The sequence below is a fragment of the Acinetobacter sp. YH12046 genome (genome assembly GCF_013419905.1).
Taxonomy (GTDB): domain Bacteria; phylum Pseudomonadota; class Gammaproteobacteria; order Pseudomonadales; family Moraxellaceae; genus Acinetobacter.
Window position 1 is genome coordinate 43,945 of record NZ_VOZF01000009.1, and the last position, 11,931, is coordinate 55,875.

General features: G+C 44.1%; 10 protein-coding genes and 8 tRNA genes. 7 read left to right on the plus strand and 11 right to left on the minus strand.

Annotation, left to right across the window (positions count from 1 at the left end):
- Positions 1–27: 27 nt before the first annotated feature.
- The 4 genes from yccS to FTU03_RS07445 all read left to right on the plus strand — a co-directional run bounded on the left by yccS (position 28) and on the right by FTU03_RS07445 (position 6,510).
- A complete protein-coding gene (gene yccS, locus FTU03_RS07430; RefSeq protein ID WP_159123379.1) occupies positions 28–2,202 on the plus strand; it encodes a YccS family putative transporter in 2,175 nt (724 codons plus the stop codon).
- An 85-nt stretch (positions 2,203–2,287) separates the two neighbouring features.
- Positions 2,288–2,848: a YcxB family protein gene (locus FTU03_RS07435; RefSeq protein ID WP_004784963.1), complete on the plus strand. Its 561-nt coding sequence runs from the start codon at positions 2,288–2,290 to the stop codon at positions 2,846–2,848.
- A 184-nt stretch (positions 2,849–3,032) separates the two neighbouring features.
- Positions 3,033–5,618: a sulfite reductase flavoprotein subunit alpha gene (locus tag FTU03_RS07440; RefSeq protein WP_179992635.1), complete on the plus strand. Its 2,586-nt coding sequence runs from the start codon at positions 3,033–3,035 to the stop codon at positions 5,616–5,618.
- A gap of 97 nt (positions 5,619–5,715) precedes the next feature.
- Positions 5,716–6,510 carry a YdcF family protein gene (locus FTU03_RS07445; RefSeq protein WP_179992653.1) on the plus strand — a complete coding sequence of 265 codons (795 nt, stop codon included), beginning with the start codon at positions 5,716–5,718 and terminating at the stop codon, positions 6,508–6,510.
- A gap of 17 nt (positions 6,511–6,527) precedes the next feature.
- Here FTU03_RS07445 and FTU03_RS07450 read toward each other — a convergent pair whose 3' ends face one another.
- The 11 genes from FTU03_RS07450 to FTU03_RS07500 form a co-directional block, all read right to left on the minus strand.
- Positions 6,528–6,989: a DUF2750 domain-containing protein gene (locus FTU03_RS07450; RefSeq protein ID WP_005236987.1), complete on the minus strand. Its 462-nt coding sequence runs from the start codon at positions 6,987–6,989 to the stop codon at positions 6,528–6,530.
- 70 nt (positions 6,990–7,059) lie between these two features.
- Positions 7,060–7,135: transfer RNA gene (locus tag FTU03_RS07455), tRNA-Val, on the minus strand.
- Between the two features lie 101 nt (positions 7,136–7,236).
- Positions 7,237–7,313, minus strand: a tRNA-Asp gene (locus FTU03_RS07460).
- A gap of 23 nt (positions 7,314–7,336) precedes the next feature.
- Positions 7,337–7,412 (minus strand) — tRNA-Val (locus tag FTU03_RS07465).
- Positions 7,413–7,442: 30 nt separating this feature from the next.
- Positions 7,443–7,519, minus strand: a tRNA-Asp gene (locus tag FTU03_RS07470).
- Positions 7,520–7,532: 13 nt separating this feature from the next.
- A tRNA-Val gene (locus FTU03_RS07475) sits at positions 7,533–7,608 on the minus strand.
- A gap of 21 nt (positions 7,609–7,629) precedes the next feature.
- A tRNA-Asp gene (locus FTU03_RS07480) sits at positions 7,630–7,706 on the minus strand.
- 49 nt (positions 7,707–7,755) lie between these two features.
- A tRNA-Asp gene (locus FTU03_RS07485) sits at positions 7,756–7,832 on the minus strand.
- 30 nt (positions 7,833–7,862) lie between these two features.
- Positions 7,863–7,938, minus strand: a tRNA-Val gene (locus FTU03_RS07490).
- Positions 7,939–8,448: 510 nt separating this feature from the next.
- A complete protein-coding gene (gene elsL, locus FTU03_RS07495; RefSeq protein WP_159123377.1) occupies positions 8,449–8,961 on the minus strand; it encodes a cell wall-recycling L,D-carboxypeptidase ElsL in 513 nt (170 codons plus the stop codon).
- Entirely contained in the window at positions 8,958–9,395 is a 438-nt protein-coding gene (locus tag FTU03_RS07500; RefSeq protein WP_159123376.1) for a YbaN family protein, read from the minus strand. Before FTU03_RS07500 ends, elsL begins: the two co-directional genes overlap by 4 nt.
- A gap of 88 nt (positions 9,396–9,483) precedes the next feature.
- On the opposite strand from FTU03_RS07500, the gene FTU03_RS07505 reads away from it, so the two are divergent.
- The 3 genes from FTU03_RS07505 to dapE all read left to right on the plus strand — a co-directional run bounded on the left by FTU03_RS07505 (position 9,484) and on the right by dapE (position 11,884).
- The gene (locus FTU03_RS07505) at positions 9,484–10,359 is read left to right on the plus strand and encodes a DUF1853 family protein (RefSeq protein WP_159123375.1); all 876 of its coding nucleotides are present in this window, start codon (positions 9,484–9,486) and stop codon (positions 10,357–10,359) included.
- Between the two features lie 115 nt (positions 10,360–10,474).
- Positions 10,475–10,624 (plus strand): entericidin A/B family lipoprotein, encoded by a 150-nt coding sequence (locus FTU03_RS07510; RefSeq protein WP_004784975.1) that lies wholly within the window; start codon positions 10,475–10,477, stop codon positions 10,622–10,624.
- 123 nt (positions 10,625–10,747) lie between these two features.
- On the plus strand, positions 10,748–11,884 hold the full coding sequence (dapE, locus tag FTU03_RS07515; RefSeq protein ID WP_004784977.1) for a succinyl-diaminopimelate desuccinylase: 1,137 nt from the start codon (positions 10,748–10,750) through the stop codon (positions 11,882–11,884).
- Positions 11,885–11,931 lie beyond the last annotated feature (47 nt).

The following is an 11,931-nucleotide window of genomic DNA, read 5'->3' on the forward strand; positions in this document are numbered from 1 at the left end:
CAGAGACTGCAAGAGAAAGGATCACCGTTGAAATCTTGGCTCAATCGTCTTAAGCACGCGACCTATAATACGACCCTGATGTATAACCTGCGTATGCTGATCGCTTTTGCAGGAACTGCCTTCGTTCCCTATTTCATGGGACAGCAGTTAATGACTATTCCACTCACCCTTGGGGTGGTGGCCGCAGGTTTAAGCGATATTGATGACCGCTTTTCCGTACGTATCCTGAATCTGTTCTATACCTATTTAGGCTTCTTCATTACCGCAGTGGCAGTCTATCTGTTATTTCCTTATCCGCTGCTGTTTGCTTCTGCCCTCATTGTTTCTTGTATTGTCCTGATTCTGCTTGGCTCGCTTGGTCGACGTTATGCCACGATTTCCTATGGCTGTCTGGTGATTTCTGTCTATTCCATGCTGGGGGTTGAACTTTTTGATGGATGGTATCAGCAGGCAAGCTTGCTGCTGATTGGTGCGGTCTGGTATGGCTTTTTGTCGACCCTCAGCTTTCTACTGTTTCCTGCGCGACGTGCACAGGATAATCTGGCCAAATGCTATGCCTCATTGGGTGATTTCCTCTATGCCAAGTCGAATCTGTTCGATGTCGATATGACTGCAAAAAGTTATCAGCAAAGTATGATCGAGCTGTCACTGGAAAATGGCAAACTGATTTCAATTTTTAATGAAATGAAGACTGTCCTTTTGACCCGCCTGAAAGGTGACCGGGGTCAGAAAGATACTCGTCGTAGCCTGCAATATTATTTTGTGGCACAAGATATTCACGAGCGTGCCGATTCTGCGCATATTGATTATCAGAAACTGGCCAAGATTTTTGAACACAGCGACGTTTTGTTCCGTTTTCAGCGCATCCTGTCGATTCAGGGCAAAGCCTGTAAAGACCTGAGTGAAAGCATTCAGCAGCGCAAAACCTATAAACATAATAAACGCTTCAAACATGCCTTTGAAAACCTGAGATTGTCCCTGGAAAAATTGCGTACAGAACAGCAGTATGATCAGGTCTGGATCAATGCCCTATTTGCCTTATTCCAGAACCTGAAATCCATTGATGCGCAGTTACGCAACCTGGAAACTGAACGTAATATCAAATTTGATCGTGCTAAACATATTGAAAACCAGCTCAAAGATGACGACCTGAAAGGCTGGGAAGATATCAAGATTCGGGTCAAGCAGCATCTGACACCTGAATCGGTGTTGTTCCGTCATGCCATTCGTCTGTCGATTGTGCTGCTGATCAGCTATATCTTTGTCCAGCTGACCGATATTCAGTATGGTTACTGGATCCTGCTTACAGCACTATTCGTCAGCCAGCCTAACTTTAATGCTACCAAGCGCCGCTTACGTTTACGTATTGTCGGGACTCTGGCAGGTATTCTTTTGGGATATGCCATTCTGTACTTTATTCCTTCTGTTGAAGGACAATTATTGCTGCTGATTTTGAGTGGGATTCTGTTCTTTGAATTACGCAGTAAACAGTATGCACAGGCCACTGCCTTTATTACCATTCTGGCCCTGATCAACTTTAACCTGGACGGTATGGGCTTTGCCGCAGCTATTCCACGTATGATTGATACCCTGATTGGCTGTGCGATTGCCTGGTTTGGTGTGAGCTTTATCTTTCCAGACTGGAAATTCCGTCGCTTGCCACGCAGCATTAGCCGTAGTCTGCAGGCAGAATGTGACTACTTGAGTGAAGTGATTGAACAGTATAAGTCTGGACGAAATAATGGTCTGACCTACCGCGTGGTACGTCGTGCAGCTCATAATACGGATGCTGAAGTTGCTTCCCTGATTTCGACTTTGGCCACTGAACCTGATTTTGATCCGGTGCAAAAATCACAGGCTTTTGAGTTCCTGTGCCTGAATCATACTTTTATCAGTTATATTGCCGCGCTGGGTGCGCATCGTGAAAAAATTCAGGATCAGGATGTGCTGGACTTGCTAGACCAAGCCCTAGAAAATATTCGTGGTGCCCTGCTTTATGATGAAGTCCCTGACCTAAGTACCCAGAATATGATCCAGAATATCCGTCAGCGTCTGTCACAACAGCAGGAAGAAGACCAGAAACCATTGATCATTTTGCAACAGTTGTCTTTAATGTTTAGTATCTTGAAGCAATTGAGTCAGTTAAAGCAAAGTTTAAGTCACGAACGTGACGAACAGGCCACTGAATTGGCCTCATTATAATTTGGCTGATTTTGGAACAATATACTCACTGAATCAGCATAATTAATGCTAAACTTTTTACAGTTTTAAATCTGTTAATTTCATTATGACCGCGAAAAATTTATACGCTTATACCCTACAGCCTGTGAACTATGAAATTTCAGAAGCTGAGCAGCGTCATGCTCAGCTGATGATCTGGCGTAGTACCAATAAAATTGGCATGAAAGCCTGGCTGATCATGGGTGCTATTGTTGCCTTGTCTATTCTGGGAATTATCCTGATCAAGAACTACTCAACAGTCATCTGCTGGGTAGCGATTGTCTGTGTAGTATTGTATTACCTGATCCGTACTTTCGGTCTGGAATGGTATGTTAAACGCAAGATGAATGAATTTCCGGTACAGGAAATTAAAGGTATCCGTCTGGGCGTACAGCCACATGGTATCGTGATGCGCCAGAAAATGGGCATGCAGGAAGGCGTGGGTGCTATTGGCTGGAAAGACATTTATGAATGGTATAACACGCCGGAATTCATGCTGATCAATTTTAAAGTCAAAGGTCAGCAAGGTGCTTATATCCTGCCTAAACGTTTAGACAGTAAAAACTTCTCTTTCGCGACCATTCGCAAGCATCTGCAAGAAGAAGTGGGCGCACCAAAAGAAATCTAAGATATATCCCGGTTTTGAAAGACCTCCTGTTTCGACATGGAGGTTTTTTTATGACTATCTTTTATCCAACTCATCGACACAAATGATAATGAGAATAAATATTATCATCATAATCTATAATTTGTTCTGATTCTTCAGTTATAATTTGCCTACTTTTACACATACCACCATAAATCTGACCATCATGTTTAAAAAGACATTTTTCCAAATCCACTGGTTTCTGGGGATTACTGCAGGTTTGATTCTCTCAATTATGGGAGTCACGGGTGCTATTTATTCTTATGAGCCGCAAATCTTAAAATGGATGAATAGCGACAGTTATACTGTACAGGTTCAAGAGCGAGACAAGCTTAGCCCTGCCCAGCTGTATCAGCATTTCCAGACCCAAAACCCTGAAATGAAAATTAACAGTATTACCGTGGCACAGGATCCAAGTGCCTCCAGTACGGTCAATATTGCGAAAGAGGGAGCACGTCGTGGTTATAACATGATGGTCAACCCCTACACGGCTGAAGTATTGCCTGAAATTAAAGGCCGTGAATTCTTCCAGTTTGTACAGCAGTTACATCGTAATTTAACAGTAGGTCCCGTTGGTAAACAGATTACCGGTGCCTGTACCCTGATGCTGATCTTTTTCGTCCTGTCTGGCCTGTATTTACGCTGGCCAAAACGTCATTCAATTAAGCAATGGCTGGCAGTGAAGCCGCAACTGAAAGGCCGTAACTTTATCTGGGATCTGCATGCAGTGGTGGGTACCTGGGTGGTAATTTTCTACCTGATTCTGGCTTGTACCGGTCTTACCTGGTCTTATGGCTGGTGGCGTGATGGTATGTATAAAGTTCTGGGCGTAGAACGTCCACAACCAGAAATGCAGGCCAATGGCGGTCGCGGCGAAGGTGGTGAACGTGGTCCTCGTGGTGAACTGGGACAACGTGGTGAAGGCCGTGAAGAAGCTGGCATGAGTCCAGAAAGTATTTCACGTGCACTGGATCAAAGCTGGGCTGGCTTCAGTACACAATTTACAGGCAAATATTCGACTGTGACATTTAACCTGCCGAAAAAACCGGATGGTGAAATGCAGTTGAGTTTTGTTGACCCTGTGGCACAGCATGAACGTGCCCGCAACAATGCGACTTATAATTATCGCAGTGCTGAATTTACCGAAGTCCAGCTCTATGAAGATAAAAAGCTCAATGAAAAAATCATGAGCAGTATGTTACCTGTGCACCGTGGCAGCTTTTTTGGTCCTATTTACCAGTTCCTGGTCATGATTGCTGCATTATTAATGCCATTGTTCTTCGTGACCGGCTGGATGCTCTATCTGAAACGTCGTAAGCAGAAAAAACTTACTCTGGCTGCACGCCAAGGGGCAACTGCCCTGCCTCTGGATCCAAATGCCAAGCCTTGGCTGATTACGTATGCCTCACAAACAGGTGTCTCTGAACAACTGGCATGGCGCACGGCCACTGCCTTACAGGAAGCACGTCAACCTGTCAGCGTTAAAGCAGTACAACAGTTAAGCCTTGCAGATCTGCAACAGGCAGAACAGGTTTTATTTGTAGCCAGTACTTATGGCACAGGTGAAGCGCCTGACCTGGCCTCCTCTTTTGAAAAGAAAATTTTGTCTGCCAAAGCGGATCTTAATCATCTCAATTATGCAGTTTTGGCTCTAGGCTCCCAGGAATATCCTGATACCTATTGCAGCTTCGGTCATCGTATTGACCAGTGGTTACAGCAGAATGGTGCCAAGCAGCTCTTCAAGACCATTGAAGTGGATAATGCCAATAATGAGCATATCCAGCAATGGACCAATGCCCTTGCCCATGTGACCCAGTTTGAATTGCAGGACATGGGCATCGATAAGACCTTCGATCAATGGACTTTGAGCAAACGTGAATTGCTGAATCCAGACAGTCTTGGTGCGCCTGCGTTCAATATTGAACTGGTTCCACAGCATGAAGCCGTCTGGCAGGCAGGTGATATTGCCGAAATCCAGCCAGGAAACAGCCCTGAACGTATCCGTGCATTTATGGAGAAATACCGTATTGCCGCGGGTACACAAGTGCCTTCTCTGAAGCAAAGTATCGAACAGGCACTTTGGAATCGTGATTTGACTCAGGTTGATCCTTTTGATTCAGTAGATGAGCTGTTACAGCAATTACCAACTCTTGCTACACGTGAATATTCAATCGCCAGTATTCCAAGTCAGCAAGTGCTACGTCTGGTCGTGCGTCAGCAATCTGATGCACAAGGCCAGTTAGGTCTGGGCTCAGGCTGGTTAACACAGCATACTGCCCTAAATTCACCGATTGCCCTGCGTATTCGCAAGAATGAATCTTTCCATCTGATTGCAGATAACCGTCCGATTATCTGTATTGGTAATGGTACGGGGATCGCAGGTTTGATGAGCTTGCTGAGTGCGCGTAACCGTCAGGACTATACTCAGAACTGGCTCATCTTTGGTGAACGTCAGCGTGCCCATGATTTCTTCTTTGAAGAAACCATTCAGGCCTGGCTGCAAATGGGTACATTAAAACGACTGGACCTTGCTTTCTCTCGTGACCAGCAGGAAAAAGTTTATGTGCATCATAAATTGCGTGAGCAAGCTGAAGAATTGAAACTCTGGGTCGCTCAAGGCGCCGTGATTTATGTGTGTGGTAGCATTAATGGCATGGCCAGCGATGTCGATCAGGCTCTGATTGAAATTCTCGGTGAAAGCACAGTAGATCAATTACGTCTGGATGGTCGTTATCGTCGTGATGTATATTAAGATCAGCTGATCTATAAAAGACCGGGCTTCATGCCCGGTTTTTTATTAATAAGATAGAAGAAAAGATAAAAAGATTAATAAAAATATGAGTATCCAAATATCCAACCCACTTAAACGAAGTCTCAGCCTGATCTTTGGTTTGATCCTTGGCATAAACAGCCTCTGGTTAATAAGTCAGGGACAAAGACATTTCGGTGTTCTTTTGCCAATTTTCATTAGTGTAGCACTGATCCTGTATACTCTGCTCTTTTCAAGTATTCAACGCTGGAAACAGAACTCCAGATTTAGAACCTGGTTCTGGAATAGCCTCTGGGCCGGATTTCTACTCTGGATGATCAGTGTCGTAATCTTCTTTGCTTATATCCAGATGTCTATTCGTACAAATGAATCTACACAGCCTCCTGCCGCTATTCTGGTTTTAGGCAGTGGAATTTCAAATGGACAGCCTTCACCCATCTTAAAAAGCCGTCTAGATACCGCGGCAAAATATGCAGCACACTATCCAGATACTTTAGTGATTATGACAGGTGGGCGTAATTATCGGGAAAGGCAAAGTGAGGCTGAAGTCATGCAGCACTATATTAACACTACCTATCCAGAACTCATCAACCCCATTCAACTTGAAGATCGAAGCAGAAGTACTGCTCAAAACCTGATGTATTCTCAAGTAATATTGGAACAACAAAATATAAGTCAAAATGATCCGATTGCGATTGCAACCAGCGATTTTCATAGTCCCCGTGCACGTGCCATTGCCAGACACCAAGGCTATCCGCAAGTGATTAGTTTAAGTGCCAGCACTCCACTTTATCTACGCTATAACTCCTGGTTAAGAGAATATTTTGCATTTTTGAGTGGTTGGCTGCTCAATGAATATTCACTATTTAAATAAGTGACTTAAACACTAAATTAATTTAAACGGATATGCCTTGGCGAAGGAATCGCTGGATTTTTGAATAGTTCAGGTTTCTGTACATAGACCTGATACAGGTAATTTTTGAGATCCAGCAAAAGTTTTTCAGGCGCGACCAGAATATTCTGCCCTTCCGGTGTTAGATCCAATGACACGATAGTGCTTTCCTGACGTAAGAAAGGAATGACCTTTTCAACAAAATCTTTGAGGGTAATTTCCTGAATCTGGTAATTGGCCCAGTTATCTTTAATGAGTAGTCTGGCCAGACCTTTGCTTTGCCAAGTTGCAAAAGCACGCTGTCCTGTAGGCGTTGCACATAAAGCCCAACCTTCTTGATAAAGTGCAAAAATGCCACCTTGGGTAACAATAGCTTCAATAAAATTTTTATAAACTTGTAGAGGATCGTAGGCGGTATTTTGCGATTTAATCGCTGCCTTGCGCTGATATGGATTTCTCATAGTCTGAAATCTTCAAATTATTATAGACTTCGAATTCTATGAAATATTGAGGATTTAGGCAAGAAAGATATGGTGGGCGCTGACGGGATCGAACCGCCGACATTCTGCTTGTAAGGCAGACGCTCTACCAACTGAGCTAAGCGCCCTGAAGAGTAAAAAATAACATCGTTATTTTTTATGATGCAAGACAAGCGAAGCGTGTAGTCTTGAATTTTGAAACACATTTTCCACATCAGGGAATGAAAAATGGCGCAGCGGACGGGACTCGAACCCGCGACCCCCGGCGTGACAGGCCGGTATTCTAACCAACTGAACTACCGCTGCATCGCGTATATCTTTAGAAGATATGGTGGGCGCTGACGGGATCGAACCGCCGACATTCTGCTTGTAAGGCAGACGCTCTACCAACTGAGCTAAGCGCCCTTAAAGGGTCAAACTGTTTGATTCTTAGGATGGCGCAGCGGACGGGACTCGAACCCGCGACCCCCGGCGTGACAGGCCGGTATTCTAACCAACTGAACTACCGCTGCATCACAAAAAATCTGGTGGGCGCTGACGGGATCGAACCGCCGACATTCTGCTTGTAAGGCAGACGCTCTACCAACTGAGCTAAGCGCCCTCAAAAGGTCTATCATGTAAATGGCGCAGCGGACGGGACTCGAACCCGCGACCCCCGGCGTGACAGGCCGGTATTCTAACCAACTGAACTACCGCTGCACTTACACAATGTCGCTATTGTGGCAAACGATTTATCAAGAACTTAAAGTGGCGCAGCGGACGGGACTCGAACCCGCGACCCCCGGCGTGACAGGCCGGTATTCTAACCAACTGAACTACCGCTGCACTATAAGTGTCTCAACTTTGAAAGAAGCTTGGTGGGCGCTGACGGGATCGAACCGCCGACATTCTGCTTGTAAGGCAGACGCTCTACCAACTGAGCTAAGCGCCCTTTCAAATCGACTTCATCGCTTGATGAGGTGCATTATAGAGAATCTTCACAGACTGTCAAACGCTTTTCTGACTGTTTTCTGCTTTTTCGGTGTGAGTGATTAAAAAATAGGTTGATTGTTAAAAAAAACAACACTTTTTGTTTATTTTTTAAGTCTATACCGATTTTCTAAGGACACTCTCTGAAACTAAAAGCCGAATTTTTACGGTTTTACTCATGAAAATTGAGACCAGAACATGCAACAGACTTCAGTATTGCTGAAAGATTATACAAAGCCCAGCTCACCGCAACGTTGTGATCCTGTAATCTTTATTTTAAAAGCTTGCAGCCCTCTAAAAACAAATCGATGACTTTTATTGGCGGGCTATAACTCCTGTTTCTAAGTCTATTTGTCTATAAAAGTAGAGTACATAGATGATCGATGACCTCATCTACTTTCCCTTATTTAAATAGAAGATATTTCAATTAATTTTAAATCATCCACAAATTTTCTTATGTCATTTAAGTCATTTAAACAGTCAGATTCAGCGGCTGCTCTGAAATATAGACCAGTGCATCTTCATTCACCAGTTCAAACAGCTCGGCCACATCCGTATTCCGCATGCGGATACAGCCATGTGACATTGCAATACCCATCGGCTCAGAATCAGGCGTACCATGAATATAGATATAACGTTGGTAAGTATCACAACCCTCGCCCTGGTTAAAACCTTCTTCAAGCCCACTTAGCCATAAGATCCGGCTGAGAATCCAGTCTCGCTGCGGGAATTGCTGTGCCAGTTCTGCATTATAAATTTCACCTGTCGCTTGACGGGCAATAAACACACTATTTAAAGGTGTCTGCTGGCCAAACTTTTCAGCGACTTTATGCCATCCACGAGGCGTCTTGCCACTATTTTCTGCTTCACCTATGCCATTCTTACCCGTAGAAATCAGGTACTGCTTATTATATTTTGGCAAATATAGTTTTTGTTGGGCGAGATCAATCAGGATTTCTGCCTGATCCAGCTGCAAATGGCTCATGACTTCTCTTTCTCTGTCTTGATAGTTTCTAGTTCTACTTTCTTTGTGGCCATGTGTTCTGGATGGATTATGTCCTGAACTGGTTCGGGTCGACGCCATAACCAGATCGCCACAATCAGCATGGTCACATCAGTGAAGATTTTGACGGCTAAAGGAGCTGTCGTAAATAACATAATAATACCACTGATGAACATCATGATACTGGCCAGCCATTTGGCCTTGCGTGGCACAGTACCATTGGTACGCCAGGCTCTTAAAGTCGGACCATATTTTGGATGATTTAGCAGCCATGCATCCATCTGTGGCCAGCCTTTGGATGCCGCCCAAGCCGCCAGAATTAAAAATACTGTAGTTGGCATGCCGGGCAAGATTGCGCCGATAAAACCCAGTACGACAAATAGTACGACCAGGCTTCGCCAAAACAATATTTTCATAAATCGGTCCTACCCACAAAATTAGGGGTAGTATAAAGTGTTTTTAAAATCTGTCCGTTGTATTTGTGCACTTTTCACAGGATGTGCTATGCCCTTTTCCAGTCTAAATCATCATCTTGTAGAAGCATGGCAATATTATCAGCATCCTTTGGTGCGGCAACTGGCATTTGCTGTCGGTAGTCCAAACCTTCTGTCTCAAATTCCAGACGAACTTGAAGTCGTCCATGCTTTTGACTTACATGATTCTGAGACTTGGCAACATCACCTGCAAAATTATCATCCACGTCTGAAATATCTGGACCGGCATCCAGAAGAGCTGGAGCAATTCGTGCAGCAGCTTAAAAGCACCCGGCTGGGTTTGCGCTTTGAAATGCTGGTCTGGTTCTGGCTGCTGGATGATGCCTATCACCCTTATAAGCTTTTAGGTCATAGCATTCAGAAAATTGACGGCGCTAAAACACTGGGTGAACTGGATTTTCTGTTATTCAATACAGAGACTGGTCTGACTGAACATTGGGAAGTGGCGCTGAAATACTACCTCGCAGAAGCCGATTTTAGCCTGCCAAACTGGTATGGCCTGAACCGCACCGATACTTTAATCCGTAAAATGAAGCATTTTACCCAGAAACAGTTCCAGTTTGATGAGGCTCTGGATCAGCAGATTGATCAGCGCTTCTGTATGTTAAAAGGCCAGCTTTATCTTCCAGTGCATCGTGCCGATCAGACCTTACCTGACTGGGTCAATACCCAACGTCGCATAGGCTTATGGGGTCAGCAGATTCCCAACCCAGCGGCTAATTTCTATCGTTTGCAACGTCATGAATGGATTTATCCCAATGCTCAGATCAGCAGTTCAAGTCCCTATTGGTGGACAAATGGACTTTATAAAAAGGCTGATCAAGAGGATTTTTATATGTATCGCAGCCCGCTTCTGCTGCCCTTTCCTGCGCATAAACCCTTTTAAAACATTACATTTATTAACCGAAGCACTATGAAAACCACATATTTTTTATGTCGTATATTTTCTAATCTTAGTTCCACATCATAATAATTTTATTATCGATAATACGGAGATGATGATGAAAAAAATTCTTGCTGCTTCATTGGTAATGGCTTTTGTTTTAACTGGCTGTAACACTGTCAAAGGTGTGGGTAAAGACGTTTCTAAAGCAGGCGAAGCTGTAACAGGCACTGCAGAAAAAACTTCTGAAGAAATCCGTCAAAACTAAACTCTTTCTAGCTTCTCCACAAACCCTATCTCAGATAGGGTTTTTTTATGCGGAACATTCACATTACAGGCCATATTCGCCTATCATAGAGCCGACAAATTTATCGACTTATGAATTCACCATATGACATCTTCCGCGACTCTTGATTTAAGCCTGCAATTATTACGTCAGCCTTCTGTGACCCCTATTGATCATGACTGCCAGAATATCATGGCAGAACGTTTGAAGAAGGTGGGTTTCAATATTGAATCAATGCGCTTTGAAGATGTTGATAATATTTGGGCGCGTAAAGGTACTGAAGGCCCGGTTTTCTGTTTTGCTGGCCATACCGATGTTGTGCCAACCGGCAACCTGGATGCCTGGAACTCTGACCCATTTGCTCCAGAAATTCGTGACGGCAAGCTATATGGCCGTGGTAGTGCCGACATGAAAACCGCCTTGGCTGCGATGGTTGTAGCCACTGAACGTTTTGTCGAAAAATATCCGAATCATAAAGGTTCAATTGCCTATCTGATCACTTCAGATGAAGAAGGTCCATCGATCAATGGTACGGTAAAAGTGATTGAAACTCTGGAAGCCCGTAATGAGAAAATTACCTGGTGTCTGGTAGGTGAACCATCAAGTACCAACAAACTGGGTGATATTGTCAAAAATGGCCGTCGTGGTTCATTGAATGCCAACTTGACTGTAAAAGGCAAACAAGGTCATGTGGCTTATCCACACTTAGCAGTGAATCCAATTCATACAGCATCTAAAGCCATTGCCGAACTCTGCGAAACAGTCTGGGATAATGGCAATGAATACTTCCCTGCGACGTCTTTCCAGATTTCAAATATCAATGCCGGTACTGGTGCAACCAACGTTGTTCCAGGTACGATGAACCTGCTCTGCAACTGGCGTTATTCAACTGAAGTGACTGCTGAAGAACTAAAAGCACGTATGCTTGAAATTCTGGATCGTCATGGTGTGGACTATGATATTTCATGGACTTTATCTGGCCTGCCATTCCTGACACCAGTAGGTGAGCTGGTGAATGCCGCTAAAGATGCCATTTTAACGGTGACTGGTACTGAAACTGAATTATCAACTTCAGGCGGCACCTCAGATGGTCGCTTTATTGCGCCTACCGGTGCACAGGTGCTGGAACTCGGTGTACTGAATGCCACGATCCATCAGATTAATGAGCATGTCGATATTGCAGATCTTGAACCACTGGCTGAAATTTATGAGCAGATTCTGGTGAACCTGTTAGCCAATTAATCACCAGATGTAAAAAAAGGAACTCTTATGAGTTCCTTTTTTTATAC

Bases quoted from the DNA above. Each gene is read 5' to 3' on its own strand.
- FTU03_RS07435 (WP_004784963.1), top strand. From the start codon at position 2,288: ATGACCGCGAAAAATTTATACGCTTATACCCTACAGCCTGTGAACTAT.
- FTU03_RS07440 (WP_179992635.1), top strand. From the start codon at position 3,033: ATGTTTAAAAAGACATTTTTCCAAATCCACTGGTTTCTGGGGATTACT.
- FTU03_RS07500 (WP_159123376.1), bottom strand. From the start codon at position 9,395: ATGAAAATATTGTTTTGGCGAAGCCTGGTCGTACTATTTGTCGTACTG.
- dapE (WP_004784977.1), top strand. From the start codon at position 10,748: ATGACATCTTCCGCGACTCTTGATTTAAGCCTGCAATTATTACGTCAG.
- elsL (WP_159123377.1), bottom strand. From the start codon at position 8,961: ATGAGCCATTTGCAGCTGGATCAGGCAGAAATCCTGATTGATCTCGCC.
- FTU03_RS07450 (WP_005236987.1), bottom strand. From the start codon at position 6,989: ATGAGAAATCCATATCAGCGCAAGGCAGCGATTAAATCGCAAAATACC.
- FTU03_RS07510 (WP_004784975.1), top strand. From the start codon at position 10,475: ATGAAAAAAATTCTTGCTGCTTCATTGGTAATGGCTTTTGTTTTAACT.
- FTU03_RS07505 (WP_159123375.1), top strand. From the start codon at position 9,484: ATGCCCTTTTCCAGTCTAAATCATCATCTTGTAGAAGCATGGCAATAT.